We start from the raw sequence: 26,398 nt of genomic DNA, 5'->3' as shown, positions 1-26,398 counted from the left end.
GACCTGTCTTTCCATAATAAAAACAAAGGGGCTTCACCATGGACCGCAACACCCGCATCCTCGCTACCCGATTATTGCTGGCCGGCGGCGTCATCAGCCTCTCGGCCCCCGCCGCTGCTGACTTTGTCAAAGACAGCAAGGCCAGCCTGGAGCTGCGTAACTTCTATTTCAACCGTGACTATCGCCAGGACAACGCCGCCCAATCCAAACAAGAGGAATGGGCGCAAGGTTTCCTGCTGCGCTATGAATCGGGATTCACCGACGGTTTGATCGGTGTCGGCTTCGATGCCATCGGTCTGGTCGGCGTCAAGCTCGATTCCAGCCCTGATCGCGCAGGCTCCGGCCTGCTCAAACGTCACCGCGACACGAGCAAAGGTGCACAGGACGAGTACGGCGAACTGGGTCTGACCGCCAAAGTGCGTGCCTCGAAAAGCACGCTGAAACTCGGCACGCTGTTGCCGAAACTGCCGACGGTACTGGCCAACGATTCACGGCTGTTGCCACAGACCTTCAAGGGCGGTCAGTTGACCTCGCTGGAACTCGAAGGCCTGACGGTTGATGCCGGGCGACTGACGCAAGTCAATCAGCGCGACTCCTCGGACTACGAGGACATGGGCATCACCCGCACCGGCGCCAAGGGCATCACCACACGTCATCTCGATAGCGACAGCTTCGATTTCGCCAGCCTGAACTACAAATGGACCAGCAACCTCACCACCGGCTACAGCTACGGTCACCTCGACAATTTCTACAGCCAGCACCTGGTCAACTTGACCTACGTGTTGCCCGTGACGACGGGGCAGTCGCTGAAGACGGATCTGCGCTTTGCCCGTTCAACGGATGATGGCGGCAGCAATGTCGATAACAATGCGATTGGCGCGATGTTCACCTACAACCTCGGCGGGCATGGGTTGGGCCTGGGTTACCAAGGCATGAGCGGCGACACCGGCTACGCCTACGTCAACGGCACCGATGCATTCCTGGTGAACTTCGTGCAGATCGGCGACTTCGCCAGCAAGGATGAAAAGTCCTGGCAGGCGCGCTACGACTACAACTTTGCGGCCATTGGCATTCCGGGCCTGACCTTCATGACCCGTTACCTCACCGGCGACAATATCGATCTGGGCGGCAATCGCCCGGAAGGCAAGGAATGGGAACGTGATACCGACATTGGTTATGTCGTGCAGAGCGGGCCGTTGAAGAATGTCGGGGTGAAGTGGCGTAACGCGACGGTGCGCTCGACCCACTTCGGCAGCGACCTGGATGAAAACCGCCTGATCGTCAGCTACACCTTGCCGATCTGGTAAGCACCACAATGATCGTTCCCACGCTCTGCGTGGGAATGCCTCAATGGACGCTCTGCGTCCGCTCTTGGGACGCGGAGCGTCCCGGGCTGCATTCCCACGCAGAGCGTGGGAACGATCATCCTCGGCAGTGGGCCAGAGTAGGTTAAGATGCCTGCAAACCAGGCCCGCCGCGAGACGCCCCGCATGACTGATACCACCCCACGCCTGATCAAGAAGTACCCCAATCGCCGACTGTATGACACCCACACCAGCAGTCATCTGACGCTGGCGGACATACGCCAGTTGGTGGTCGACAAAATTGCTTTTCAGGTGGTCGATGCCAAGAGCGGCGAGGATCTGACGCGCAGCATCTTGCTGCAAGTGATTCTGGAAGCCGAAAGCGGCGGTGAGCCGATCTTCACCAGCGAGATGCTGATGGGGATTATCCAGTTCTACGGCCCTTATCAGGGCGTACTCGGCAGTTACCTGGACAAGAGCATTCAGACCGTAATCGACATCCAGTCCCAGACCGGTGCGCAATCATCCGAGGCCTGGAGCGCCTTCATGCATCAGCAAGCGCCGGTGATGCAGGATTTGATGAGGCAATATGTCGACCAGTCCAAGGCGCTGTACCTGAACACCCAGAACCTGTTCGGCATGTTCGGCGGCAAGCCCGGTGCCGATGGCGGAACGAAAAAAAATGGCGATGGGGAATAAACCCATCGCCATTGGTACCGCTGGCCTGACGTGACTTACTTGTTACCGCTGTTAGGCTTGGCGCTAGCTTCCGGGGCAGCTTTAGTGCCCGCGGCAGTCGCTGCATCGAAACCACTCTGAGCCACATCGGCAGCCTGTTTTACGGCTTTCTGTGCGCTTTCGAACACAGTGCCGGCATTCGCCAGGCCCGACTTGAACGCGGCCACAACAGGCTCGGAGCCGGCCGGTGCATTCTTGCTGATCGTTTCAACGAACTCATGCAGCTGCTGGGTGCCCGCTTCGACCTGACTCGAGGTCAATTTGGCGATGTCCGACTGAGTACCCACGATCAATGCTTGCACCTGACGATTGAACTCGGCCAGGCGTTCGGTTTGCGCACTCGGCTGGGTGAAAGAAGCCTGCAGCTCGGCGAAGCCTTGTGGATCACGGACGGCCAGCAGCTTGCGAACACCTTCGAAGTGCTCTTCGGTGGAGTCGCGCAGTGCCTTGAACTGCAACTGGCTGAGCTGTTCAACGCTGGCGAACACTTTGCCGCTGATTTGCTGCAAAAGGTCGAGGTTGGCTTTCTGAGCGGTTTGCAGTTTTTCCGAATTGAAAAAAGACATGCTTGAATCTCCTGGTACTGGAAGGCCCTGATGAGCCTGAGGACGCGATAGCGATCCGGCCAGTCATCGCGTTAGCCTTAATATTGCAGTGCACAAAACTATTTGGCAACGCCTATTTTTGTGCGGTGCAAAATAAACGTTGCTAACGCCCTCCTTATTCGCTGTAGACTCCTGCTCATCGAACGGCCCGCCTTGCCCTCTTTAATTAAAGGGTTCAGATGCGCAGGTTCCCATGCATAGCAGCAGGAGATCACCATGGGTCAGGAAGTAAATATTGCGCTGCAAGATGAAGAGCGTAGCGACCCCGCCGGCTTGTTCGAACACCTTACTCATCTACAACGCCTCAATACCCACAACGTCCTCGACGCCGTGCAGAAGCGCCAGGCAAAAACCTTCGCGCCATTAAGCCTTGGGCAACTCAGACAACCGACACCGGCTGACTGGCAGGAATACTTCACTGACCTTGGCCAGCGCAGCGTGCTGTTCTGGGACACCTTGCGTCAGCGCGGCGACAACACCCTGGCCCACGAACGCGCCGGGTATCCGCTGCTGCTCAAGTTCAATCATGAAACGCTGGTCGCTGGTGAAGACCTGCCTCGTGCGGTCAACTATTCGTTGTTGCAAATCCTCGGCGGCCCGGGGCAACAGATCGACAGCAAAAAACAGCCCGTGATCATCATTGACCCCCGCGGCGGTCACGGCTCGGGGATCGGCGGTTTCAAACAGGACTCGGTTATCGGTGAAAGCCTGAGAGCCGGCCATCCCACCTACTTCATCGCCTTCAGTCACTCGCCACGCCCAGGGCAAACCCTTGCCGATATCACAGACGCCCAGGCACGGTTCATCGAGGTCGTCAGCGCTCGGCATCCGGACAGCGCCAAACCTGTCGTCATTGGTAACTGCCAAGCGGGCTGGGCGTTAATGGGCCTGGCGGCCACTCGGCCAGAGTTGCCGGGGCTGATCATCGTCAACGGTGCGCCGTTGTCGTACTGGGCCGGCGTCAATGGCCACAATCCGATGCGCTACACCGGCGGTTTGCTGGGCGGTGGCTGGATGGCACGCCTGGGAAGCGACCTCGGTAATGACCGCTTCGACGGCACCTGGCTGGTGAGCAATTTCGAAAACCTGGACCCGGCCAATACCTGGTGGGGCAAGTACTACCACCTGTTCAGTGAAGTCGACAGCGAGGCCGCACGCTTTCTGGATTTCGAACGCTGGTGGGGCAGCCCGACCCTGCTCAATAGCGAAGAAATCGAGATGATTGTCGACGACCTGTTCATCGGTAATCAGCTGTCCGGTGGCCTGGGGCGCAAGAGCAGCGGGCTTGACCTCAAATTGATCGAAGTGCCGGTGGTGGTGTTCTGTTCCTATGACGACAACATCACCTCCCCGCAGCAAGCGCTGGACTGGATCACCGACGTCTATCCCAGCGATCTCGCGTTGCAAAATGCCGGACGCACCATCGTTTACCTGCGACATGCGAGCATTGGTCACCTGGGCATCTTCGTGTCCGGTGACGTGGCGCGGCGTGAGCACCGTGAGTTACTGGGTGCGGTCGATGCGATCAATGCGCTGCCATCCGGGCTCTATGAAATGCTGATCGAAGACCTGCCGGAGCACTCGGCGACGCCGTATGCCGTGCGTTTCGAGCCCCGGCGTATCGCCGACATTCATGGCAAAGTGAAGCCGCCCCGTGATGACGATCGCGAATTCGCACTGGTGCAGCGCGCATCCGCCATCAACAACAACGTGTACGACGAATTCATACGCCCATGGTTGCGCCAGCTGATCAACGAACCGAGCGCCGAACTGCTGCGCCGCGCGCACCCTTTCCATCAGCAGCAAGTGGCCTGGAGCAGTTTGAACCCGGCGCTGTGGTGGCTGGCTGGCAGTGCCGCCCAAGTGAGCAAGGATCGTTACCCCGCCAGCCAGAACAATCCGTTGCTGCTCTGGCAAGAACTGTTTTCCAACCAGGTGCAGGACGCCTTGAACGGCTATCGGGACCTGCGTGATGCGGCTCACGAAATGTGTTTCTACGGCGTGTATGGCGTGCTCAATAGCCTCGCTGGCAATGCACCCGGGCGAAATCTGCAGGAACACGCCAAGCAGCACGACCAGGTTCTGACCGCGCGCCTGCAGGATGCCCTGCCCCTTGGCGGTCTGATGGAAGCCTTGATACGGATCCTGTTCCTGCTGGGCCGCGACAGCGACGAACCGGGCAAGGAAAGCGTCGAGAAATTGATCCTGCAACTGCAGGTGCTGCTCCAGGACTACAGTGCCAAGCCGCTTGATCTGCGCGAAACCCTGCGCCTGCAAAAACTGCTGGTCGCCACCCACCCGCAAGAAAGCCTGCACAGCCTGCCCTTGATGCTGATTGAGGCCCAAGAGCGCCAACAAGTGCTGGCGGCCGTCGCCAATTTGCTGCCGGAACTGCTGACCAGCGGCGCAAACAACCCATGCTGGAGTGAGCTGCACACACTACTCGACGTTCCGCTGCCAGGTTTCAGCCTGACCCAACCACCTGGTGCGGCCGACGCCATCGAAGTGAAAGTGCCGGCGATAACGCCAGAGCCGATCAAGCAAGCCATCCCGGTGCTCATTCCTGAGCCGATCAAGCAGAAAATCCCCGCAGTGACCCCACACCCCATCGCCAAGGTGGCGAGTCCGGTGCGCAAACCTGCCAAGGGCAAGAAAGCCGTAAAAAAACCTCCGATGAAATAGCGCTGAACGCTGACGGGAGGCGGTGTCAGACCGGCGCGGCTTCCTCGATTGCCAACGATTCATCGGCCCGATACTGACCGGGTGTCATGCCAAACCAGCGGCTACAGGCTTTGTTGAAGCTGCTGTGATCATGAAAACCAAGGAGATACGCGACATGCTTCATGTTGAAGTGAGAATGGCGCAGGTAGAAGTCGGCCAATTGCCGGCGCACAGCGTTCTGCACGTCCTTGAATTGCGTCCCTTCCTTTTCCAGCGCGCGTTGCAGTGTGCGCTTGCTGACGTTCAATGCCGCCGCGATCGACTCCATATCGCATTGCCCCTGGCCCTGACTCAAGCGCTCGGTAATCAGCGCGCGAATCCTGCCGACGATGCAAAAACCAAACAGCAGATCCAGTTGCGCCTCGGCAAAACTGTCATGCAGCACCGCCAGCGCTTCGTTGGCCATGCTCAACGGACGCAGCAGCTCCTGCCCATCAAACAAAATGCTGTCGTAAGCCGCGTCGAAACGCAGGTCGCAGCCAAACAACCGTCGATGCTCGGAGGTGTCTTCAGGTTCGGGATAGGTGAACTCCACACTCAAGGGTTGCGGTGAGTGACCGCCCGCCAGCTTACGGCAGAAGCCCAGCAACGAAGCCAGCGCCGCATCGGTGTACTGGCGAGGCTTGACCGAACCTTTTTGGTGATGATCGAGGCCGGAAAGTCGGTAACTCTGGAGTTCCGATGTAAAGAAAAGGCTGAATCCGGTGCCAATCAACGGACTGAAACGGACCAGGCGCTCAAGGGCTTTTTTCAGATTCAGGCTGGACATCATGGTGTAGCCGACGATCTGAAAGCTACCGGGGTGGAAACTTCCATAGGCCTTCAAGCCGATGTCCGGATCGCCCGAGGCCTGAGCGGCCAGATCCCATAATCGATAAATCGCCCTTCGCTCGCAAAACGCTCCTGGTTTGTTCGCAAGCTTCATGTCTAGTCCAGCCTCCCGACACAGACTGGCAACATCCAGTCCTTGAGCCGAGAGCGTATTTACCAGCACGCTGGCATAGCCTGAACTCATTCTATACATGGCGTCCTCAATGACCTGTGGAACCGAACATCCTGTCCGGAGCCATAACTGATCTGCGATGAATCAAAGACTAACGGGTTCTTCAGTGGCCAATATTGATCCCAGTATAGGTAACTGGCGTTTTTCGCCACCCGTCATTGACCGGGGCATGGCACCGTTGGACACCAGACAGTCACCTCTCAACACTTCCGCACGCCCGGTCAATACCGAACAATCCCCCCATCTTGCAACGCAAAACAAAGAAAGGAAGGGATTGTATGAAGTCGCTTGGTCGTATTGCGTTGGTCACGGGTGGTATGGGTGGGATTGGCACTGCGATAAGCCAACGCCTGTACAAGGAAGGATTCAAGGTCATCGTCGGCTGCAGCTCGGATTCCGCCCGCAAGAACGAATGGATAGCGACCCAACTGGCGGCGGGTTATGAGTTCGAATGCATCTTCGGCGACATCACCGATTGGGAATCGACCCGCAAGGCCTTCGAGATGGCACGAGAGCAATTCGGCCCGATCGATGTGCTAGTCAATAATGCCGGCATCACTCGGGATGCCTCCTTTCGCAAACTCACTCCAGAAGACTGGAACGCGGTGATCGGGACCAACCTCAGCGGCCTGTTCAACACCACCAAACAGGTGATTGAAGGCATGTTGGCCAAGGGTTGGGGTCGGGTCATCAACATCTCATCGATCAACGGTCAGCGCGGCCAGTTCGGCCAGACCAATTACAGCGCGGCCAAAGCCGGTATCCATGGCTTCACCATGGCTCTGGCCCGGGAAGTCTCGGGCAAGGGCGTGACCGTCAATACCGTTTCGCCCGGCTACATCCAGACCAGCATGACCGCGGCCATCCGCCCGGACATTCTCGACACCATGATCGCTGCCACACCGGTGGGGCGCCTTGGTCAGCCCGAAGAAATCGCCTCGATCGTCGCCTGGCTGGCGTCCGATGAATCGGCCTACAGCACTGGTGCCGACTTCTCGGTCAACGGCGGCATGAACATGCAGTAAGCCTGTCAGGGCATGGATGCCCTGCTCCCGCTCGACAGAATCCTAATGAGGTCATGCATGAACGAAGTCGTAATCGTTGCCGCTACTCGCACCGCCATTGGCAGTTTTCAAGGTTCACTGTCCGCCATTCCAGCTACCGAATTGGGTGCGGCGGTGATTCGTCGCCTGCTCGAACAGACCGGGATCGACGCTGCGCAGGTTGATGAAGTCATCCTCGGCCAGGTGCTGACGGCAGGCTCCGGGCAAAACCCGGCACGCCAGACCGCGATCAAGGCCGGCCTGCCCCATACCACCCCTGCCCTGACCCTGAACAAAGTCTGCGGTTCAGGCCTCAAGGCGGTCCAGCTTGCGGTTCAGGCGATCCGTTGCGGCGACGCCGAACTGGTGATTGCCGGCGGTCAGGAAAACATGAGCCTGGCGCCCTATGTTCTGCCCAAGGCGCGCACCGGTCTGCGCCTGGGTCATGCGCAACTGCAAGACAGCGTGATTCAGGATGGTTTGTGGGATGCCTTCAACGACTACCACATGGGCATCACTGCCGAGAATCTGGCGAATCAATACAGCATCAGTCGCGAAGATCAGGACGCCTTCGCCGCGACCTCGCAACAGAAAGCCGCCGCGGCCATCGAGGCGGGTTACTTCAAGGGTGAAATCACCCCGATCCTCATTCCCCAGCGCAAGGGCGAGCCGCTGGTCTTCGACACCGACGAACAGCCGCGTCCGGACAGCACGCTCCAGGCACTGGGCAACCTCAAACCCGCGTTCCAGAAAAACGGCAGCGTCACCGCGGGCAACTCGTCGACCCTCAATGACGGCGCCGCCGTGTTGATGCTGGCCAGCGCCGCCAAGGCCCTCGCTCTGGGCTTGCCGGTACTTGCGCGCATCAAGGCCTATGCCAGCGCCGGGGTGGACCCGTCGATCATGGGCATCGGTCCGGTGCCCGCTACCCGTCTGGTCTTGACCAAAGCCGGCTGGAGCCTGGACGACCTGGACCTTGTCGAAGCCAACGAAGCGTTCGCCGCGCAGTCACTGGCCGTCGGCAAGGAACTGGGCTGGGACATGAACAAGGTCAATGTCAACGGTGGCGCCATTGCCCTCGGTCATCCGATCGGCGCATCAGGCGCGCGGATTCTGGTGTCGCTGGTACATGAACTGATTCGTCGCGATGGCAAAAAAGGTCTGGCCACCTTGTGCATCGGTGGCGGCCAGGGCGTCAGCCTGGTCATCGAGCGTTAGAAACACAGGCTGAGTTGTCAGACGCGGCGCCGACGTCCGGCGCCGCGTTTTTTTCCGTCCGGTTTATTCAAGTGGGCAAGGAGTTCCATGGACAACGCGCATACCTTAAACACACTCTGGTCGGGCCAGGTTCCGTTCATTGCGTCCTTTGCAGTGCAACAATTAAGGCTTTGGGTCAGCACCAATCCCTGGTTTACCGGGCAGGACTACAACGCCTGGTTCGAGCTGCCACGCGAAACTTTGGACAGCCTCCAATCAGACTATCAGCAACAATGGTGTGAACTCGGCCAGCGTCTGTTGACCGGTCAGCCCTTCAGCTTCGAAGATCGGCGTTTCGCCAGCGGCAACTGGAGCCAACCGCTGTTCGGTTCCCTCGCGGCGTTCTATCTGCTCAATGCCGGCTTTCTGCTGAAACTGCTCGATCAGCTGCCGATCGACGGCAAGAAACCGCGTCAACGCTTGCTCTATCTGGCGGAACAAGCCATCGCCGCCGGCGCGCCGAGCAATTTTCTGGCCAGTAACCCCGATGCACTGCAACGGGTCGTTGACACCCAAGGAAGCAGCCTGCTCACAGGCCTGATGCACCTGGCCAGCGACCTGCAGGAAGGCAAGATGCGCCAGTGCGACGCCGGCGCGTTCAAAGTGGGCGTCGACCTGGCAAACACCCCCGGCGAAGTGGTCTTCGAGAACGAACTCTTCCAGCTCATCCAGTACTATCCGCAAAGCGAAACCCAGTACCGGCGCCCGGTATTTATTGTTCCGCCGTCAATCAACAAGTACTACATCCTCGACCTGCGCCCCGACAATTCGATGGTTCGCCACCTGTTGCAGCAAGGCCACCCGGTGTTTCTGATGTCGTGGCGCAACTTCGACCAGGAACATGCCGGCACCACCTGGGATGACCTGATTGAAACCGGGATTATCAAAGGCCTGCAGCTGACCCGTGAAATCAGCGGCGAGCAACGGCCCAATTGCGTGGGATTCTGCATTGGGGGCACGTTGTTGAGCTCGGCGCTGGCCGTATTGGCGGCCCGTGGCGACAAAGAGATCGCCAGCGTGAGCCTGCTGACCACCTTCCTCGACTACCTCGATACCGGCCCCATCGACATCTTCGTCGACGAGCAATTGGTGGCTTATCGCGAGCGCACCATCGGCGGCCTCAACGGCCCCATCGGCCTGTTCAAGGGCGAGGACATGGGCAATACATTCTCGTTGCTGCGCCCCAATGACTTGTGGTGGAACTACAACGTCGACAAATACCTCAAGGGGCAAAAATCGATACCCCTTGACCTGCTGTTCTGGAACAACGACAGCACCAACCTGCCCGGGCCGATGTACTGCTGGTACCTGCGCCATACTTACCTGCAGAACGATCTGAAATCCGGCGAGCTGGATTGCTGCGGGGTCAAGCTGGACCTGCGCGCCATCGATGCCCCGGCGTACATCCTCGCCACCCATGACGACCACATCGTGCCATGGAAAAGCGCCTACGCCAGCACCGAGCTACTGTCTGGAACCAAGCGTTTCGTGCTCGGCGCCTCAGGGCATATCGCGGGGGTGATCAACCCACCGGCCAAGGAAAAACGCCATTACTGGACCAACAATCGCGTCACCAAAAACCCTGAAACCTGGTTCAAGAATGCCCAGCAGCATCCGGGCAGCTGGTGGAATGACTGGTTCGTCTGGCTGGCCGAACACGCCGGGGAACGCCAGCCTTCAGTGCTGAGCACGGGGAACGCAAAATACCCGGCACTTGAGTCGGCGCCGGGGCGTTATGTGATGCAATGAGATGAACCCCGTCCGGGTAAATAGGCAAAAAAAAGTCCCGTGACCGAATGAGGCACGGGACAAAAAATGGGTTGGTTGCGGCCAACCAAAGGAGCATTTTTAAAAGCGGTTACCGGTTACAGGCATTCCTGCGCAGCACGTTCGAAACTCGAAGGCATGAAGTTCGATGCCAGCAAGTGGCGCTCATACAAAAACACCTTGCCGCCATTCGGGGCTTTGTAGGCTTCGAGAACGTTGTCTGCCGCGACTTTGCTCGGCACCACGATCCGGTAGCTGCGCTGGGTTTGCGAGACGGTCGGGTTCAGTGCGCGGCCCTGCAACTTCGGTATCACGCAGTCGGCGTACTCGGCAGGTGTTTTTTTCGTCTGGAAGGTCTGCGTCGGGTCGTTCGGCGCGGAGGCGCAACCGGCCAGCAGCAAGGAGGCGAAAGCCATGACAGGAACAAATAAAGGGCGCATCGGTGAAGTCCTGAAGATAAAAAGTCTGGTTCATTGAGCAGCGTCTTCGATGGGGGCGATTTTCCGCCTTTGCCCAACAAACCAGAACTTGCGTTTCTCGATTGTCACTATTACTTGAACCGATAGTTGCGCGGCGCTATCGCGGGTCAGCTCTTGATGGATTCAGGAAGCTTGGCGATCACCTTGATCTCGAACTCAAAGCCATACAGCCACGTGACCCCGACAGCAGTTAACGTCGGGTGCGGTGCGTTACCCCAGAACTCCGGCACAACCTTCCAGATCGTTTCGAACTTCTCTTGCGGATCGACGATGAAGACCGTTATGTCAATCACGTCGTCGAAGGTGCAACCGGCAGATCCCAGGATCGCGTTCAGATTGTTAAACGCTAGCCGAACCTGGGTCTCCAGGTCGGGCTCGGGTGAGCCGTCTTCGGTACTACCGACTTGCCCCGAAACGAATAAAAAGCCATTGGACCGGATAGCCGGCGAATAGCGATTGCGCTCATAAAGCGCTTGGCGCCCGGGCGGAAAAACAACATCACGCTTGGTCATACAGTGCCTCCTTCAACGGATCAAAGCCGACCCGCAATTAATGATGAAAGAGACTTTAAGGACTTGTGCCTGCCCGATAAACGAGCAACTGTAGCCATCACTGTTTGTAAAACCCAAACAATCCAATAGATATCCGGGGCAGAAATGGACCGTTTCGATGCGATGCTGGCATTTGCTCGGGTGGTGGAAACGGGCAGCTTCACCAAGGCGGCCGAAACACTGCATATGAGCAAGACGACTGTGACGCAACTGGTGCAGCAGTTGGAGGCCCGGTTACGCGTCAAATTACTCAACCGCACAACGCGCAAGGTCAACGTAACGGCCGACGGCGCCGTCTATTACGAGCGCGTCGTACGTTTGTTGGCCGACATGGACGATGCCGAGACTAGCCTGTCCAGCGCCTCTGCCCTGCCCCGGGGCCGGCTGCGAGTGGATGTGCCCAGCCCGTTGGCCAGCATGATTCTGGTGCCGGCGTTGCCTGCGTTTCATGCTCGATATCCTGACATCCAGATCGACATGGGTGTCAGCGATCGCATCGTGGACATGATCGATGAGCATGTAGATTGCGTTGTGCGCGGCGGCGAACTAACCGATCAGTCTCTGATGGCCCGGCGAGTAGGCGAGCTCCAGCTTGGAGTTTATGCGGCACCGAGCTACCTGGAACGCCTCGGTACGCCGTCGCATCCGCAAGAGCTGGAAGATTCGCATCATCGTGTCGTCGGTTTCCTGTGGGCACGCACAGGCAAAGCCGTGCCTTATGCCATGCGCAGCAACAGCGAGAGCGTCCATATCAAGGGGCGCTACGTGCTGGCGGTCGACGATGGCAATGCCTACATCGCCGCCGGTCTGGCCGGCCTCGGAGTTCTTTGGCTGCCAGACTACATGTCCAAAACCTACGAAGCACGCGGCGAGTTGGTCCGTTTGTTCGAGGATTGGCGCCTCGATCCGATGCCGATCTACGTGGCCTTTGCGCCGAACCGGCATATCAGCTTCAAATTGCGCGTATTCATTGATTGGGTCGCTGAGTTGATGGCACAACATGCGCCTATCACGGACCGGCATGATTCGTGACGCGACAGGAATCTGACCTGGATAAAACCAAGCCCCGCCATAAGCGGGGCTTGGTGTATTTCACTCGGCATCAGGGTTTACGCCCGCCTCCGGGATTTTGCCCTCCTCCTTTTTTGCCTGCGTCAGATGCCTTCTCTCTGTCTTCGACAAAGTTTCCTGGGCGTCCTCCTCCCTGTCCGCTGCCAGGACGATTGGTATCGCTGGATTGACGGCCCCCTGAGGCCTGTCCACCTTTTTTGCCGGCATCGGAGGTGCGTTGCGGATCGTTCATCATACCGCCGCCCGACTCCCCGCCTTTTCTACCGGCTTCGGAGGCTTTTCCAGGGGGATTGGCAAAATTGCCTGGGTTCTTGTTTCCGGTGTTAGCCATTTCCGTTCTCCTCATTGTTATTCACGAGCCTTCGTCGTCGGCTCGTCTAATTCCGAGGTTTGCTGCGATTGAAAGTTTGAACTGATCTGTCGTTCTTGCGACAAGCGGATTGGGACGATTAGTTCCAGAAAACTCCTGATGCGGCGACTAATGGGGGTGAGTAAAACGAGTATAAAAGTAGGGTCCGCTTATACAAATTGATGAAAGAAAAGCGCGTTGAGGTCTGGCATCATTCAAGCAGTTACGCTGAGCTGTCAGCTCTCTAATTTATCCTGTGTGGAGGTACGTCGATGACAGAGCACATCGTCCACTTTCATTGCCAGATTGATCAGGGCACGATGGAACGCTTCAGGGACTGCTGCCTCGACGCCATCGACCAGGGCGCCTCCTCCTTGCTGCTGAATCTCTCCACCAGCGGCGGCAGCACCAACTTCGGCTTCGCCCTCTACACCTTCCTCAAATCCCTGCCGGTGCCGCTGTGCGCGATCAATGCCGGCAACATCGAGTCGATGGGTATCATCATGTACCTGGCCGCCGGCCGACGGATCACCGCGCCCCATTCGCGGTTTCTGATTCACCCAATGAATTGGTACTTCCCCCAAAGCTCAGTCGACCATCAACGCCTGCGCGAATACCTCTTGAGCCTGGATAACGACCTCGCGCGTTATGTGCAAATCTTTGCCCTGGAAACCGCCAACGCAGATACCAAACTGGACATTTTTCATTGCCTTTCAGCGGAAGAGAAGGTCATTGCGGCGCATGAATCCCTGGCCTACGGAATCGCCCACGAAATGCATCAGATGGTGTTTGCCGATAACGTCAAACACTGGAAAATCAGTGGCGGCTGACGCACGTTCGAACCGGCCCCGATACCGATACGTCAGGTGCCCGGAATGGGGTGGATATCCAGGGTCATTCCGTCACTCAATGTGAGTTTCAAATCCTTGATAATGCCGGCCACACGGTCCTTGAAAACCGGCTCGCCTTCGGGATCAAGTACATCGTAGATAAAGCGATTGCCCTCAAGCCAGCCGATGGCCGTTTGCAGTTCGGGGGTGAGGTAATACTTGCCATCCAGAAAAAAACCGGCAAACGGTTCGACCCTTTCGCGGTTCTCGATTTCGTAGCGCATACCTGGGGTCATGCCTGTGGATTCATCAATCATGATGCGTACCTCGTCATGGTTGTTTCAAGGCGCCGATAAACCGGCTCGACGGGACGTCTGTGCCTCAGACCTCCCGTCGAGCCCAGATACCAGTCAAGAAGTTCCCAGCCCACGGGACAGATCGGCCGGGGTTTCGGACGCGGTCTTGCGCATCTCGCCCGTTTCTCCCGCGATTGCCTCGTGGGGCTCTGTGGTTTCCATCACCTTTTCGCGCACCGCCTCATAGCCCTCCCGTGCTTGCTGTTTGACCTTGCCGGTGAGGCTTGCGCTGGTCCTGCCCAGATAACGGCGCTCCGTTGCGGTGGTAGGTAGCGCCGCGCCCAGTAACGCTCCCACCGCGATACCCATCGCCGCCATCAGCAGTGGTTGCTCCTTGAGCAGATGATTGAACTGGTCGCCCATTTCATGAGTCCTGCGCGCCAGACGATCACTGGTGCCATGGACGGCGTGACTGAGGTGATCGGTCTTTGCATGCAGGCTATCGCTCAGGTGCGCGGCCTTACCCTTGACTGCCTGATAGCTGTTCTTGAGCGAATCAGTGGTGTTGTGCAGACGCTGTCGGGCGCTGTCCATGCCATCGACGAGCCCTTCGGCCAAGTCATCGGCCCAGTCGACATCCGGCTCGACGCGATATTCCCGGGGCGTTGGCGGGCGATTCTGGCTCATCATCAACCACATCAGGCCGACCGAGGTCAGCACCGCGGGCACGGGGTTGTTGCGTACACTGGTGCCCAGGTTGGTCAGGAAGGTCGAGCCGTTGCTTTGCATCATCAGCAGCGCCTGATCGAACATCTGGCCAGGGGTAAACTTGCTTTCCAGCGCGTCGACGATATGCCCGATGTTCTCCCGTTGCGCATCGATTTCACGCTCGATGGTTTCCGGGCTCTTGGCCGCTTCGGTTTCGAATTCTCGCTTCATGACACTTTCCTCCGCAGGGCTTCCTGGTCTTTATTCAGCGCGTCCAGGGTGCGATCAGGCTTGAAGTGGGAAGGCTCGAATTGTTTTTTGCCTGCCTGCAGCATCACGAACCCGATGACCATCACCACGACGCCAACAATCAGCGCAGCCAGCCAGGGCGCCATCACCAGGCTCAAGGCATAGACCACCGCCATCAGCACAATGATGAACCCGGCGAGCAGCACAATGGCGCCGCCGGCGACCCCGGCAATCCCTGCTTTCAACGTCGTCAGGCTGGCTTGCAATTCCACCTTGGCCAACGCCAGCTCCTTGGTGAATAACGCCGGTACTTCCCGAGTCAACTGCCGCAATAAACCGACCACGGAAGCGTCATGATCAGCCGTCGTGACAGACGGTGTGACGGGTGGTGTGGGTTGCAGTTCTGGATCGTTTCTGTTCATCACCGTTCTCCTGTGAAGGGGCTGGCCCCCGGCATTGAGGAACTATCGCCACGATGGTCGGGCGCGCTAGGCGAGGACGGCGTGATGTCAGTGGCCAAGCCGGGAGACAAATCGCCTGCGGATGGCATTGATGTTTCATAAAGTCCTTGCGAGCCATCGCCACTGAACGTGGGTGTGCTGCTTTGGGCTGCGAACTCACGGTCGGTCGTTGTCGACAGGGTCGCCGTGCCCGCTTTCAGGAACCGCGACAGACCGAACCCCACCGCGATGCTGCCGACAATGAATAACCCCGGATTGTCCCGCGCCAGATCAGCGCCATCGTGCAGAAGCTCTTCGGCACTTTTGCTGCGCAGTTTTCCCGCCAGGCTGCTCATGCTCTCGGCCATGTCCGCCAGGTAATCGGACATCCCAAACGTATCGTTCGTCCGGATCTCGGAAACGACTGACTGGGCGCCTCTGGCCAATGCTTCAATCTGGTCCGCTGCAGTATCGCGGTATTGGCCGAACTGCTCATCGGCCTGATGCCGCGCACCGCCTATCGCTTCGGTAACCTCCTCCTTTAAATGCTGAAAGTTTTGTTCGGAGCCTGCGGGATCCCGAGGGGCATCCGGTTGTCCGGTTCTGCTGTCTGGAATAGTCATGTCATCCCTCGCCTTCGTAATGAACACGTCAGGAAGTGCCCGCGGTATGTCCGCGGTGGTGCTTCATTGCAGATGACGAGGGTGTCTGGCGGGGAGTTCCAAGCAGATGATGAAGTGATAAAAAACGCGCTCGCGGGAGCGGAACCCTGTGGGAGCGAGCCTGCTCGCGATAGCGTCATGTCAGTCGATATCTTCGTTGCCTGACACTCCGCTATCGCGAGCAGGCTCGCTCCCCCAGGGTTGCGTTTTATTCACTGGTATTGGGTGGCTGCATCTCGTAACAAAAACCTGCTAAGTTGTACGATGACAGACGATACACCTATCTCTCGTCTGTCATCTCCATAACAACAAGGAAAATACCCATGAAAAAAACGAAATTGCTTATCGGCTTCTTGTGCCTCTTCAGCGGCTATGTGATGGCAGCCCCCTCCTCGGGCGAAAAGGATGTCGCCGTAGCGGTAGACCATCTGACTCAAGCGATGCTGCACAAGGACATTCCCCAGCTGAATGCGCTCACCGCTGAAAACCTCACCTACGGCCATTCCAGCGGGAAAATCCAGGACAAGAAAGCGTTCATCGCCGACATCGAGACCGGAAAAAGCGCTTTCAAGACACTGGAGATGCAGGGCCAGACCATCACACTCTCAGGTGATGTGGCGTTGGTCCGGCATCATTTTTCGGCACAAGCCATCAAGGGTGAAGAGATCGTTCCGACGGAAATCGAGAACTTCCAGATCTGGCAGAAACAGAAAGGCAAATGGCTACTGGTCGGACGACAAGCGTTTCGTTTCTGAAATTGAGGGTGTCGATGATCGTTCCCACGCTCTGCGTGGGAATGCAGCCCGGGACGCTCCGCGTCCCTTCCGGAGCCGAACGCGGAGCGTCCGTTGAGGCATTCCCACGCGGAGCATGGGAACGATCTACGTGGGGATTCTTGAGCTGCTCCTAGGGCAAAGCATCATCAAACCGGCTCGCGAAGCCCTCAATCATCCTCATGCAATTTGATGCCGCGTTTGTGCAGCACGTACGGAACCAGCAACACCAACAGCGTCAGCACCAGAAGCGAGGCCGCGATGGGTTGCGTCACAAATATCATCCAGTCGCCCTGGCTGATTGATAACGCGTTGCGCAGTTGTTTTTCCGCCATCGGGCCCAGCAGCATGCCGACGATCACCGGTGCGACGGGGAAATCGAAACGGCGCATCAACACCCCCGCCCAGCCGATGCCCAGCATCAGAAACAGGTCGAACGTCGAGTGGCGCATGCCGTATACGCCGATGGTCGCGAACACCAGAATGCCGGCGTTCAGGTACGGTCGTGGAATCTGCAAGAGTTTGACCCACAGGCCCACCAACGGCAGGTTCAGCACCAGCAGGATGGCATTGCCGATGTACAGCGAGGCCACCAGCGTCCAGACCAGTTCACCCGAGGTCTGGAACAGCAGCGGCCCCGGTTGCAGGTTGTAGTTCTGGAACGCGGCCAACAAGATCGCCGCCGTGGCGGAGGTCGGGATGCCCAGGGTCAGCAATGGCACCAGAGAACCGGTCGCGCTCGCGTTGTTGGCCGCCTCCGGCCCGGCGACACCTTCGATAGCGCCCTCGCCTTTGCTGGCGGCAAACTCTTTCGGGTACTTGCTGAGTTTGCGTTCGGTTGAATAAGACAGGAACGTCGGAATTTCCGCGCCACCGGCCGGAATCGACCCGAAGGGAAAACCGATCAAGGTGCCCCGCAGCCACGCGGGGATCGAGCGTTTCCAGTCGGCGCGGGTCATCCACAATGAGGTCAGGCGATGTCGGCTGCCCGTTTCTTCCTTTTGGTAGAGCACGCTATACAAGGCCTCACCGACGGCAAACAAGCCGACCGCCACCAGCACCACTTCGATGCCATCGACCAGTTCGGGCACCTCCATGGTGTAGCGGGCAATGCCCGAGGTCGAGTCCAGGCCGATCAAGCCGATGGTCAGCCCGATGCCCAACGAGACGAAACCGCGCAACATCGATGCACCGAGCACCGCCGACACAGTGGTGAAAGCCAGCACCAGAATCGCGAAATACTCCGCCGGCCCGAACTTCAGCGCCAACGTCGCAACAAGGGGGGCGAACAAGGTCAGCAAAATTGTCGCGATGGTACCGGCCACAAATGAACCGATAGCGGCCGTCGCCAAGGCCGGGCCTGCCCGCCCGTTGCGCGCCATGAGGTTGCCTTCCAGGGCCGTGACCATGGAGGATGATTCCCCTGGTGTGTTGAGCAGAATCGAGGTAGTAGAGCCGCCAAACTGAGCACCGTAATAGATGCCGGCGAACATGATCAGCGCGCCGGTAGGATCGACCTTGGCGGTGATCGGCAGCAGCAAGGCGACGGTCAGCGCCGGCCCGATTCCCGGCAAAACACCGATCGCGGTACCCAGCAGACAGCCAATAAAACCCCACATCAGATTGATCGGTGCCAACGCGGCACCGAAGCCGGTTGCCAGACTCGAGAGTATGTCCACCTTGTCGACCTCCTACGGCCCGGATCAGATCCAGGCGTTGACCAGGGGCGGCAGGGAAACCCCTAGCCCGGCGGTGAAAAGCCAGTAAATCGGCAGCGTCAGGGTGATGCCGATGGCCAAGTCCCGCACCGGGCTACGACTGCCAAACCCCCGTGCCGAACAGGTAAACAGCAGTGCCGCCGCCAATACGAAGCCGATGTAGGTAATGAGCAAGGCGACCCCTACAAGACCCGCCGTGACCCAGGTCGCGCCGAGCTTGCCGCCGGGCTGAGCCTGGGTGGTTTCGTGATCGTCGCCAAGGTTGCGAAAACCACCGGTGAGCGCCTGATAGCACATCAACAGACCGACGACGCCCAGAAACGCCGCGACGGCGTAGGGATAGACGTAGGCCGCCATGATGACGAACCCCATCTCGGGAGGAAACCGCGAGGCGCCGATCGCCAATACCGCGCTGATGGCGACGACACCTAAGCCAATCGCCAGTTGGGCCGGCATGACTCTCCAGCGCCCGGCCATCTCAAAGCAGCCCGACCTTGACCAGCATCGCGCGCAGACGCCCGTGCTCTTCTTCGACAAATTTGCCGAAGTCATCCCCGGTCAGAATGCTCGGTGACCATGCATTGGTTTTTACGTTTTCTTGCCAGACAGTGCTTTTGGTGGCGGTCAGGACGGCTTCGGTCAGTTCTTTGCGCTGTTCAGGCGTCAGGCCCGCTGCGCCGTAAACGCCACGCCAGTTGCCGATCGTCACGTCATAGCCACTTTCTTTGAGCGTCGGCGCATCGATGCCTTCAACGCGGTTGGGCGCGCCGATGGCGAGTAAGCGGAACTGTTTGGACTGGACGTATTTGGCAAGCTCGGCGTAGCCGCCAGTGATCACCGTGATATGGCCACCCAGCACCGCAGCGACGACTTCACCGCCACCCGCGAAGGCGACGTAATTCACCTGGTTGACGGGAACGTCCATTTTGCTCGCCAGTTCGGCGATGCCAATGTGGTCGATCGACCCCTTGGAGCCGCCACCCCATTTGATACTGGCCGGTTTGGCTTTGAAGTCTTTGAGCAAGTCGTCCAGGGTTTTGTACGGGGAGTCGTCACGCACGGCAATCACGTTGTATTCGGTAAACAGCCGGGCGATCGGCGTCACGTCCTTCAAGGTGATTTGCGGTTTGTTCTGCTCGATGGCTGCGACCATGATCGCGCCGACCACAATCAGGGCATTGACGTCACCCTTGGTGCCGTTGGCAAATTGCGCCAAGCCCAGGGTCCCACCGGCGCCGCCCTTGTTCTCGAAGGTAGCGGACTTTGCTGTTTTCGCCTCGACCATGGCTTTGCCCAGGACCCGTGCGGTCTGGTCATAACCGCCACCGACCGAACCCGGGGCCATGAACTTGACGGTATCCAACGCAAAAACCGGTGATGCGAGCGCGGCGGCGGTAACTAAAACGGCGAGGTTGCTGCTGAATCGACGGGCCAATGCAAACATGAGTCGTCTCCGGATAGCTGTTCTTGTTGTTTTCGATCAGGGAAGAGCCCCTGTTCGTTGAACATGCGTCTGGAATAAGCGTAGGTCATAGTTGTGTTTGTTGGCGTGTTTTCCCTAATGCCAGTCAGCGGAGCCTGTGGGAGCGAGCCCTGTGGCGAGGGGGCTTGCCCCCTCGCCACAGGGCTCGCTCCCACAGGGATTGCGCGCCTGTCCCTGTGTTCTACCAAATGGCGGAAGGCAGCCGGAGTCGAACCTGCCCGGGAACGGATGCCGTCCCCAACCGGGTTTGAAGCCCGGCCGCGCCACCGGGCGCGATTGCCTTCCTTGAACTCAACTTGTTGCCGGTTGAGCCAGTGCATTGTCGAGCCGAATGTGGCGTCGGTCGCCAAAGCGTCGGGTCAGGCCGATTCGGTCGAAGTACTCCAGAATCTGAATGCTGCGCTTGCGCCCCAGGCCCACGGCATCGCGAAACGCGGAGACCTGTATCACCGGGTCATCGCTGGCCAGTTGCACCAGCATAGCCGCCAATCGACGCACCAGCGTCTCGGTATAAAACAAGTCACGAACCACTTGATGCACCAGACCCAGCCGCGCCATCTTGCGCAGCAGCAGGCGCACGGCAGCCTCTTCATGGCCCGTCGCTTTAGCCAGATCACGCACCCACGGCGGATCGAAACCCGCCTGCTCGAACAACGGCTGTAATTGTTGCCACAGGGTTTCGTCATCCTCGCTCAAACGCACTTGATGGTCCGGCAAATGCAGCCACGGACCGCTGGCGACGATCGCTCCGCTGGCCAGTAATTCGTCGAGCAGACTGATAAAGGTCGGCCGCTCCAGCGCGGTGCCGGCGAAGCGACGCAGGCGATCCCTGTCCGGTCCCATTTGATCCGGTTCCAGTTGATGAAAACGTGCGAGGTGTTCCAGCAGCGGCGCTTTCAGGGCTTCCCAGCGCACCGCGCTGAACAGCAACGGCCCTTGCCGCGTATCGATCAAGCGCACGTCTTCGGGCAGCTCCCAAGTTTCGCGCGGACGGTTGAACTGGCGCTCCAGGCGTTGCGGATCGAGCCCGGTGTCGCTGTTGGCCAGCAGCGTCGGTAGTGCTTCTTCCAGGCTGTGGGTGGTGGCAAGCGTTTGCAGCTGCGCCAATCGTTCGGGGCTGCGGCGGTGTCGGGCCGGGGCGAACGGGTCGAGCACCCGGCCACCGCCGAGGGTGCGTTGGGCGCTTTGATCGCGCAGGATCAAGCGGTCGCCCTTCACCGCCAGCACCGGCGCGTTCACCAACAGTTGCGCGAACATCTGCTGCCCCGGTGCCAGGCTGGCGCCCTCCAGCAACGCCACTCGCCCGGTCACGTCCTGAGTGCCGAGGTGCATGTGCACTGGCTGAAAGTGCTCGAAACTTCGCCCTTCGCTGGCCAGCAAGGTCATCTCGATATCCAGACGCTGGGTCGGCGCATGCAGCCATTCGGCCAACAGCCAGTGGCCACGGTGAATCTGCTCCAGGGCCAGACGCTCGGCACTCAGGTTCAGTGCGACTCGCTGCCCGGCCATGGCGATGTCAGCCGCCTGATTCTGCGCATGCAGGCTTCGCACCCGCACGGGTTTGCCCAGCGGACTCAACATCAGCGTATCGCCCACGGTCACTTGGCCAGACAATGCGGTGCCGGTCACCACGATCCCGGCGCCGGCCACACTGAAAGCCCGATCAATCGCCAGGCGAAAACCGCCGCTGACACTGCGTTGAAGCACCTCATGTTGCGCACTCAGCAAGGCTTGACGCAGTGTCTCGATACCCTCGCCGGTCACACTCGACAGGGCAATTTGCGGCGCGTCGGCATAAGGTCCGGGTGCGAGCAATGCTTCGATCTGTTCCCGGACGGCTTGCACACGAGCAGGATCGACGCGGTCGCATTTGGTGATTGCAATCAGAGCCCGAGGGATGCCCAGCAACTCGACGATCGCCAAATGTTCGCGGGTCTGCGGCATGACACCGTCATCGGCCGCTACCACCAACAACACCAGATCAATGCCCTGCGCCCCGGCCAGCATGTTGTGGGTGAAGCGCTCATGACCGGGCACGTCGATAAAACCGGTCAGCGCGGCGCCCGGTTCCAGCTCCGCGTAGATATAGCCGAGGTCGATGGTCATGCCACGTTCGCGTTCTTCCCGGCGACGGTCGCCGGCCTGGCCGGTCAGTGCCTGGAGCAAGGAGGTTTTACCGTGATCGATGTGCCCCGCCGTGCCGACAATCACCCGTCCCGACCCTCCTCCTGCAATTGATCGAGTTGGGCCAACCATGCGGCCTCGTCATCCAGTTGGCGCAGGTCCAGCCAAAGCGCATCGCCGTCGATGCGCCCCAGCACGGGAATCGGTAACCGACGAAACGCGGCCTCCAGCCCCAGCAATCGCCGCCCACGCAGACGCTTGGAAACGTTGGGCCGCAGGCATAACGCGGCGCTGGGCAGTCGAGCCACCGGTTGGCTGCCGCTGCCGATCATACCCAGCGCCGGCACCGCGCTGACGCTCCAGCCGTCACCCAACACCTGCGCCAGTGACGGTTGCAGGCGTTCGGCCTGGGCATGAATGTCGGCCTGAGGTCGGGTCAGCAGGCGCAGACTCGGCAGGCGTTCGGCCAGCCGATCAGGATCGCGGTACAGCGCCAATACGGCTTCGAGAGCGGCCAGGGTCAGTTTGTCGACCCGCAGTGCGCGCTTGAGCGGGTTCTTTTTGATCTTCGCGATCAGGTCTTTGCGGCCGACAATCAGTCCGCCCTGGGGACCGCCGAGTAATTTATCGCCGCTGAAAGTAACGATGTCCGCGCCATCGAGCAGCGCCTGACGCACCGTCGGTTCGGCGGGCAGGCCCCAGCGAGTCAGGTCCAGCAGGCTGCCGCTACCCAGGTCCTCCAGCAGCGGCAGCCCGTGACGGTGAGCCAGCTCCGCCAATTCAGCCGTCGGCACCCGGGCGGTGAAACCTTCGATGGAATAGTTGCTCGCATGTACGCGCATCACCAGGCCACTGCGCGGACCGATGGCGGCCTCGTAATCGCGGGCATGGGTGCGGTTGGTGGTGCCCACTTCGTGCAGCCGCACCCCGGCGCGAGCCATGATGTCGGGAATGCGGAAGGCGCCGCCGATTTCGATCAGTTCACCACGGGAAATGATGCCTTCCTTGCGCGCGCCCAGGCTGTTGAGCGTCAGCAATACGGCGGCGGCGTTGTTGTTGACCACGGTCACCGCTTCGGCGCCGGTCAGCTCGCGGACCAGGCCTTCGATCAGGTCGTCCCGATCGCCGCGCTTGCCGCTGTGCAGGTCGAATTCCAGATTGAGCGGATAGCGGGCGGCGAGTTGAACGGCTTCGATAGCAGACTCCGGCAACAACGCTCGACCGAGGTTGGTGTGTAGCACCGTGCCGGTGAGGTTGAACACCCGCCGCACCTGACTGCGATGCTGGATCGCCAGACGCTCGCCTGCCCTGCCCGCCAATACGTCGGGGGCGATTTCAACGGCATCGAGTTCACCCTTGAGCACCGGTTCGCGCAAGTCATCGAGCAGTTTCCGCAAACCCGCCAGCAGCGCGTCACGCCCGTAACGCTCGGCCAGTGGTTGGCAGGCGGGATGGCGCAGCAAGCTGTCGATGGAGGGCAGCCGCAAGGTGTGGCTGGCGGAGGTTGCAGACATCAGAGGCTCCCGGAAGCGAATGACCGTCGCGTCTGAGTGTAGCCGCTGAGTTCACGGGGCCACCGAACCTTACGCAGCGACGTCCTCCTATGCGGAGGACGTCGGCGATAGCGCATCAGGGACGGTAGATACTGGCCTGAATGGCGCCGGGATACCTGTCGAACCCACCCTCGTTGCACAGCGGGGTCGACAGCTGGTAATCGCCCGCGGTCGAGCTGTGGGCGGTGGTCACATTACCGGCCTCGAACACAGAGTAGTCCTGGTTGGCCTGGAACGAGGCGACAGGCTTGTTGAAGTCGATGCCCCGCGAGGGATCGAAGATGGAGATCTTGAGCTGCACGCCCGCGCGAAACACTCCCGAGGCCTCGACCAAAACCGTCTGGTAGGGATAAAGGTTCTGCGACGCCGGCCCGATGCTATTGCCAGCCTCACAAAGCGAGGTGACCACCAGCATGTTCGGGCTCAGGTTGGTGAGCGCGATCACCAGGTAGTTGGCATCATTGCCATCGAAGGTATAGGGCAGCGTCCTCGCGAATGCCCAACCGTTCCTGCCGTTGTAGAAGTCGTCTTTCGAGCCGCCGTTTTCCCACACCTGGCTCAGCGCGGCTTGATCCGGATAGATCGACCAGTCCGTCGAGTCGGCGATCCAGTACTTGAAATACCCTCCACTGGCATTGGATGCGATGTACTGCGCATAGGCAGGTACGCCGTCGATGGGGTCGTTGTTGACGTCCAGGTACTGGTAGATCTGGAACTTGGCCGGAAGCAGCATCTGCATCACCGACAGCACATAACCCGGCTTCGCATCTATCACCATCTGCCCGGTGGAGCCGGCGTTCCAGAACAATCCATCGGGCGCGGTGGAAGCGATTAGCGTATACGCCGTCTGCAGCTTGGCACCGTCGGTCAGGATGCTTTGCTCCATCGTGTCGAACGTGGTCTGCAACCCTTCGAAGGTACTGCTCAACTGCCCCCACAAGTCGGCATAGGCGACCTGGAACAGGCTGGGGGAAACACTCGGACTCTGAGCGGCGACCGCCACGTTGATACCGCTCTGGATCACGTTGGCCGCGACGGCGAAATAGTTGACGTCGCCTTCCATCGTCTCGGCCGACAGCACTGTGTAGATCACACCCGAGAGTACGGCCAGGATGACCCCGCCAATGTTGGTCTTGTCGCCGTTTTCAAAGCCGGCAACCTGGCCCAGTTCGGAGAGCAGCGCGCCCTTGTCCTCGAAGAGTTGGGTGTGGAAATCGTTGTAGCAGCTGAACAGGTTGTTCACGCCGATCGCCGCGCTCAGTTCCAACGTGAGCTGGGCCACCACGGGTTGCCAGGCATCCGACGCAAAGGCGCTGTAGTCCAGGCCGCTCATGTCCTGCTGGTACGCGCCCAGCGCGCTGGCCTCGTTGGTGTACTGCTCGCGCAGGATCAGTCCGGGCTGGTCGTTCATGATCGCCAGTTGGCTATTGATCCAGTCGTAGACGGGCTGCTGCTCGGGCGGGAATGGCGCAAAGGCAGGGTCGGACGCCGGCAGGGCCATGATAATGTCCAGCGGGCAGGTAGGCACGAAGTACCACTGCGCCGGGGTTTCGCAGTTCTGCACTTGCACCGTCCCGCCCGACATGGCGGCGCACAGATACTGGGTCGAGCCGCTGTTCTGGATGGAAACCGGCCCCAGCCCGGCGTCCCAGAGCCAGGTCTGCTCGACAGGCACGGGAACCACCTGTGTCGTGTTGAGGGCCGCGTTACTCCCCGTGTCCTGGCTCAGCACCTGGCCGCCGAGCAGACCGCTGAGTAGCCGCCCGTCCGCCGTGATTTGCCAGATCTGGTCGAGCGATCCGGCCACGAAGCGTTTCAGCATGATGCCCCTCTCGTCAGCGGTGAGCACATTGGGCACCCCTTTAACCGGGGCGACCAGACTGTTTTGCACACTCACCCAACGAGCCAGCGGCCACACCTGGAGGTGGTTGCTGGTCGAAGCCCAGCAAGGCTCGCCCAGCGTGTTGTATAAAACTAGGTTGCCGTCGGTCTGCAAGCGCAGTTCCTGTGGCTCGATGCCATTGGTGTCGGACTTCCATGCCACGCCGCCGTTGGCGTCGTACAAGACCAGATTGCCGTCGGTCTGGACATCGAAGCGCGCGCCGGTAGTGGTCCCCGTTTGCCACAGTGCGCTGCCGGTGAACGAACCGCCGCTCGCCAACTGGCCCGCGACCACCTGGTAAAGCACCAGGTTGCCATCGGTCCGCAACAGCAGCACGTAAGTATTGTCGGGGCAGGCCACCCATTGGCCAGGCAGCATCTGTGTACCGGGTAGAATATTGCCGTCGTCGGCCTGGACGGGCTCGCCGAGCGGAACTTTGAGGAAACGGCTGGACTGGATGTCAGCCACCGCATCGCTGGCGGCCGACATTATTTGCGATGCATCGGTCACGATGTTCATCTTGATCTCCTTTTCACCGTTGTGTGGAAACTTGCGTTCCTTGTCACATGGCGCGAGGGCGATTCCTGCTGTACTGGCGTGGCTGTGCCAACACAAATACCGCGTGTCAGGCACTCGCTTCTGATGCGCGGCGGCAAAGAGGGGGGAAGTTCCACCGGATGGCGGTCGTGACCTATCACACGCGACATGGCGTGGGGTGGGTAGCCTGGCAAAACAACACGCTCCAGCCCGGGCGTGTGTGAAACTTCTTTTCCTGGCAGCAATCAGCGTAGC

24 protein-coding genes and 1 tRNA gene are annotated in these 26,398 nt (G+C 59.6%); 9 read left to right on the top strand and 16 right to left on the bottom strand.

The features are described from left to right. Window positions 1-38: 38 nt before the first annotated feature. On the top strand, window positions 39-1,307 hold the full coding sequence (locus tag ACZ89R_RS02585) for an OprD family porin (protein ID WP_429546813.1): 1,269 nt from the start codon (window positions 39-41) through the stop codon (window positions 1,305-1,307). Between the two features lie 147 nt (window positions 1,308-1,454). After that, window positions 1,455-2,003, top strand: coding sequence for a polyhydroxyalkanoate synthesis repressor PhaR (gene phaR, locus ACZ89R_RS02580; RefSeq protein WP_429546814.1), 549 nt, complete (start codon window positions 1,455-1,457; stop codon window positions 2,001-2,003). A 35-nt stretch (window positions 2,004-2,038) separates the two neighbouring features. Here the strand turns inward: phaR and phaP are convergent, their stop codons facing one another. Further along, the gene (gene phaP, locus ACZ89R_RS02575) at window positions 2,039-2,608 is read right to left on the bottom strand and encodes a TIGR01841 family phasin (RefSeq protein ID WP_050682011.1); all 570 of its coding nucleotides are present in this window, start codon (window positions 2,606-2,608) and stop codon (window positions 2,039-2,041) included. Between the two features lie 255 nt (window positions 2,609-2,863). Between phaP and ACZ89R_RS02570 the strand changes: the two genes are divergently transcribed. After that, complete coding sequence (locus tag ACZ89R_RS02570) at window positions 2,864-5,329, top strand: DUF3141 domain-containing protein (protein WP_429546815.1); 2,466 nt, start codon at window positions 2,864-2,866, stop codon at window positions 5,327-5,329. 25 nt (window positions 5,330-5,354) lie between these two features. Here the strand turns inward: ACZ89R_RS02570 and ACZ89R_RS02565 are convergent, their stop codons facing one another. Continuing rightward, window positions 5,355-6,392 carry an AraC family transcriptional regulator gene (locus tag ACZ89R_RS02565; RefSeq protein WP_427623917.1) on the bottom strand — a complete coding sequence of 346 codons (1,038 nt, stop codon included), beginning with the start codon at window positions 6,390-6,392 and terminating at the stop codon, window positions 5,355-5,357. Between the two features lie 257 nt (window positions 6,393-6,649). Between ACZ89R_RS02565 and phbB the strand changes: the two genes are divergently transcribed. From phbB to phaC, 3 genes are all read left to right on the top strand, one after another. Continuing rightward, on the top strand, window positions 6,650-7,396 hold the full coding sequence (gene phbB / locus ACZ89R_RS02560) for an acetoacetyl-CoA reductase (protein WP_192344645.1): 747 nt from the start codon (window positions 6,650-6,652) through the stop codon (window positions 7,394-7,396). A 57-nt stretch (window positions 7,397-7,453) separates the two neighbouring features. After that, window positions 7,454-8,632, top strand: coding sequence for an acetyl-CoA C-acetyltransferase (locus ACZ89R_RS02555; protein WP_429546816.1), 1,179 nt, complete (start codon window positions 7,454-7,456; stop codon window positions 8,630-8,632). Between the two features lie 87 nt (window positions 8,633-8,719). Continuing rightward, the gene (phaC, locus tag ACZ89R_RS02550; protein ID WP_429546817.1) at window positions 8,720-10,420 is read left to right on the top strand and encodes a class I poly(R)-hydroxyalkanoic acid synthase; all 1,701 of its coding nucleotides are present in this window, start codon (window positions 8,720-8,722) and stop codon (window positions 10,418-10,420) included. 116 nt (window positions 10,421-10,536) lie between these two features. On the opposite strand, the gene ACZ89R_RS02545 is transcribed toward phaC, so the two are convergent. Then, window positions 10,537-10,878 carry a hypothetical protein gene (locus ACZ89R_RS02545; RefSeq protein WP_429546818.1) on the bottom strand — a complete coding sequence of 114 codons (342 nt, stop codon included), beginning with the start codon at window positions 10,876-10,878 and terminating at the stop codon, window positions 10,537-10,539. Window positions 10,879-11,024: 146 nt separating this feature from the next. Further along, entirely contained in the window at window positions 11,025-11,429 is a 405-nt protein-coding gene (locus ACZ89R_RS02540; protein WP_429546819.1) for a RidA family protein, read from the bottom strand. A gap of 144 nt (window positions 11,430-11,573) precedes the next feature. Between ACZ89R_RS02540 and ACZ89R_RS02535 the strand changes: the two genes are divergently transcribed. Further along, window positions 11,574-12,500: a LysR family transcriptional regulator gene (locus ACZ89R_RS02535; RefSeq protein WP_429546820.1), complete on the top strand. Its 927-nt coding sequence runs from the start codon at window positions 11,574-11,576 to the stop codon at window positions 12,498-12,500. 70 nt (window positions 12,501-12,570) lie between these two features. Here ACZ89R_RS02535 and ACZ89R_RS02530 read toward each other — a convergent pair whose 3' ends face one another. Further along, window positions 12,571-12,870 carry a con-10 family general stress protein gene (locus ACZ89R_RS02530; protein WP_429546821.1) on the bottom strand — a complete coding sequence of 100 codons (300 nt, stop codon included), beginning with the start codon at window positions 12,868-12,870 and terminating at the stop codon, window positions 12,571-12,573. 290 nt (window positions 12,871-13,160) lie between these two features. Here ACZ89R_RS02530 and ACZ89R_RS02525 point away from each other — a divergent pair, with 290 nt between their 5' ends. Further along, a complete protein-coding gene (locus ACZ89R_RS02525) occupies window positions 13,161-13,718 on the top strand; it encodes an ATP-dependent Clp protease proteolytic subunit (protein WP_123494699.1) in 558 nt (185 codons plus the stop codon). Window positions 13,719-13,750: 32 nt separating this feature from the next. Here the strand turns inward: ACZ89R_RS02525 and ACZ89R_RS02520 are convergent, their stop codons facing one another. The 4 genes from ACZ89R_RS02520 to ACZ89R_RS02505 all read right to left on the bottom strand — a co-directional run bounded on the left by ACZ89R_RS02520 (window position 13,751) and on the right by ACZ89R_RS02505 (window position 16,034). Continuing rightward, on the bottom strand, window positions 13,751-14,035 hold the full coding sequence (locus ACZ89R_RS02520; protein ID WP_429546822.1) for a hypothetical protein: 285 nt from the start codon (window positions 14,033-14,035) through the stop codon (window positions 13,751-13,753). Window positions 14,036-14,128: 93 nt separating this feature from the next. Beyond that, window positions 14,129-14,953 carry a DUF3618 domain-containing protein gene (locus ACZ89R_RS02515; protein WP_429546823.1) on the bottom strand — a complete coding sequence of 275 codons (825 nt, stop codon included), beginning with the start codon at window positions 14,951-14,953 and terminating at the stop codon, window positions 14,129-14,131. Next, window positions 14,950-15,393: a phage holin family protein gene (locus ACZ89R_RS02510; RefSeq protein ID WP_123494695.1), complete on the bottom strand. Its 444-nt coding sequence runs from the start codon at window positions 15,391-15,393 to the stop codon at window positions 14,950-14,952. The genes ACZ89R_RS02515 and ACZ89R_RS02510 overlap by 4 nt, the downstream gene beginning before the upstream one ends. Next, window positions 15,393-16,034 carry a hypothetical protein gene (locus ACZ89R_RS02505; RefSeq protein WP_429546824.1) on the bottom strand — a complete coding sequence of 214 codons (642 nt, stop codon included), beginning with the start codon at window positions 16,032-16,034 and terminating at the stop codon, window positions 15,393-15,395. The genes ACZ89R_RS02510 and ACZ89R_RS02505 overlap by 1 nt, the downstream gene beginning before the upstream one ends. 362 nt (window positions 16,035-16,396) lie before the next feature. Here ACZ89R_RS02505 and ACZ89R_RS02500 point away from each other — a divergent pair, with 362 nt between their 5' ends. Then, window positions 16,397-16,828 (top strand): nuclear transport factor 2 family protein, encoded by a 432-nt coding sequence (locus ACZ89R_RS02500; RefSeq protein ID WP_192344654.1) that lies wholly within the window; start codon window positions 16,397-16,399, stop codon window positions 16,826-16,828. 188 nt (window positions 16,829-17,016) lie between these two features. On the opposite strand, the gene ACZ89R_RS02495 is transcribed toward ACZ89R_RS02500, so the two are convergent. From ACZ89R_RS02495 to ACZ89R_RS02465, 7 genes are all read right to left on the bottom strand, one after another. Further along, window positions 17,017-18,525, bottom strand: coding sequence for a tripartite tricarboxylate transporter permease (locus tag ACZ89R_RS02495; protein ID WP_123494692.1), 1,509 nt, complete (start codon window positions 18,523-18,525; stop codon window positions 17,017-17,019). 24 nt (window positions 18,526-18,549) lie between these two features. Then, window positions 18,550-19,041: a tripartite tricarboxylate transporter TctB family protein gene (locus ACZ89R_RS02490; protein ID WP_429546825.1), complete on the bottom strand. Its 492-nt coding sequence runs from the start codon at window positions 19,039-19,041 to the stop codon at window positions 18,550-18,552. Window position 19,042: 1 nt separating this feature from the next. Beyond that, the gene (locus ACZ89R_RS02485; protein ID WP_429546826.1) at window positions 19,043-20,008 is read right to left on the bottom strand and encodes a tripartite tricarboxylate transporter substrate binding protein; all 966 of its coding nucleotides are present in this window, start codon (window positions 20,006-20,008) and stop codon (window positions 19,043-19,045) included. Window positions 20,009-20,236: 228 nt separating this feature from the next. After that, window positions 20,237-20,332, bottom strand: a tRNA-Sec gene (locus ACZ89R_RS02480). A gap of 6 nt (window positions 20,333-20,338) precedes the next feature. Next, window positions 20,339-22,258: a selenocysteine-specific translation elongation factor gene (selB, locus tag ACZ89R_RS02475; protein ID WP_429547919.1), complete on the bottom strand. Its 1,920-nt coding sequence runs from the start codon at window positions 22,256-22,258 to the stop codon at window positions 20,339-20,341. Then, entirely contained in the window at window positions 22,255-23,685 is a 1,431-nt protein-coding gene (selA, locus tag ACZ89R_RS02470; protein WP_429546827.1) for an L-seryl-tRNA(Sec) selenium transferase, read from the bottom strand. Before selA ends, selB begins: the two co-directional genes overlap by 4 nt. Window positions 23,686-23,800: 115 nt before the next feature. After that, window positions 23,801-26,125, bottom strand: a complete 2,325-nt coding sequence (locus ACZ89R_RS02465; protein WP_429546828.1) for a hypothetical protein — start codon at window positions 26,123-26,125, stop codon at window positions 23,801-23,803. Between the last annotated feature and the right edge of the window lie 273 nt (window positions 26,126-26,398).

Source organism: Pseudomonas sp. TE3728 (assembly GCF_056279145.1).
Note: the sequence above shows the minus strand (reverse complement) of the source record. Positions and strands in the feature narration are given on the sequence as shown.

Excerpts from the sequence above, each read along its gene's own strand:
- ACZ89R_RS02510 (WP_123494695.1), bottom strand. The coding sequence starts at position 15,393 with ATGAACAGAAACGATCCAGAACTGCAACCCACACCACCCGTCACACCG.
- ACZ89R_RS02565 (WP_427623917.1), bottom strand. The coding sequence starts at position 6,392 with ATGTATAGAATGAGTTCAGGCTATGCCAGCGTGCTGGTAAATACGCTC.
- phaP (WP_050682011.1), bottom strand. The coding sequence starts at position 2,608 with ATGTCTTTTTTCAATTCGGAAAAACTGCAAACCGCTCAGAAAGCCAAC.
- phaR (WP_429546814.1), top strand. The coding sequence starts at position 1,455 with ATGCCTGCAAACCAGGCCCGCCGCGAGACGCCCCGCATGACTGATACC.
- ACZ89R_RS02505 (WP_429546824.1), bottom strand. The coding sequence starts at position 16,034 with ATGACTATTCCAGACAGCAGAACCGGACAACCGGATGCCCCTCGGGAT.
- selA (WP_429546827.1), bottom strand. The coding sequence starts at position 23,685 with ATGTCTGCAACCTCCGCCAGCCACACCTTGCGGCTGCCCTCCATCGAC.
- ACZ89R_RS02525 (WP_123494699.1), top strand. The coding sequence starts at position 13,161 with ATGACAGAGCACATCGTCCACTTTCATTGCCAGATTGATCAGGGCACG.
- ACZ89R_RS02535 (WP_429546820.1), top strand. The coding sequence starts at position 11,574 with ATGGACCGTTTCGATGCGATGCTGGCATTTGCTCGGGTGGTGGAAACG.
- ACZ89R_RS02570 (WP_429546815.1), top strand. The coding sequence starts at position 2,864 with ATGGGTCAGGAAGTAAATATTGCGCTGCAAGATGAAGAGCGTAGCGAC.
- ACZ89R_RS02515 (WP_429546823.1), bottom strand. The coding sequence starts at position 14,953 with ATGAAGCGAGAATTCGAAACCGAAGCGGCCAAGAGCCCGGAAACCATC.
- ACZ89R_RS02465 (WP_429546828.1), bottom strand. The coding sequence starts at position 26,125 with ATGAACATCGTGACCGATGCATCGCAAATAATGTCGGCCGCCAGCGAT.
- phbB (WP_192344645.1), top strand. The coding sequence starts at position 6,650 with ATGAAGTCGCTTGGTCGTATTGCGTTGGTCACGGGTGGTATGGGTGGG.
- ACZ89R_RS02530 (WP_429546821.1), bottom strand. The coding sequence starts at position 12,870 with ATGGCTAACACCGGAAACAAGAACCCAGGCAATTTTGCCAATCCCCCT.
- ACZ89R_RS02585 (WP_429546813.1), top strand. The coding sequence starts at position 39 with ATGGACCGCAACACCCGCATCCTCGCTACCCGATTATTGCTGGCCGGC.
- phaC (WP_429546817.1), top strand. The coding sequence starts at position 8,720 with ATGGACAACGCGCATACCTTAAACACACTCTGGTCGGGCCAGGTTCCG.
- ACZ89R_RS02500 (WP_192344654.1), top strand. The coding sequence starts at position 16,397 with ATGAAAAAAACGAAATTGCTTATCGGCTTCTTGTGCCTCTTCAGCGGC.
- ACZ89R_RS02540 (WP_429546819.1), bottom strand. The coding sequence starts at position 11,429 with ATGACCAAGCGTGATGTTGTTTTTCCGCCCGGGCGCCAAGCGCTTTAT.
- ACZ89R_RS02485 (WP_429546826.1), bottom strand. The coding sequence starts at position 20,008 with ATGTTTGCATTGGCCCGTCGATTCAGCAGCAACCTCGCCGTTTTAGTT.
- ACZ89R_RS02520 (WP_429546822.1), bottom strand. The coding sequence starts at position 14,035 with ATGATTGATGAATCCACAGGCATGACCCCAGGTATGCGCTACGAAATC.
- ACZ89R_RS02555 (WP_429546816.1), top strand. The coding sequence starts at position 7,454 with ATGAACGAAGTCGTAATCGTTGCCGCTACTCGCACCGCCATTGGCAGT.
- ACZ89R_RS02545 (WP_429546818.1), bottom strand. The coding sequence starts at position 10,878 with ATGCGCCCTTTATTTGTTCCTGTCATGGCTTTCGCCTCCTTGCTGCTG.
- ACZ89R_RS02490 (WP_429546825.1), bottom strand. The coding sequence starts at position 19,041 with ATGGCCGGGCGCTGGAGAGTCATGCCGGCCCAACTGGCGATTGGCTTA.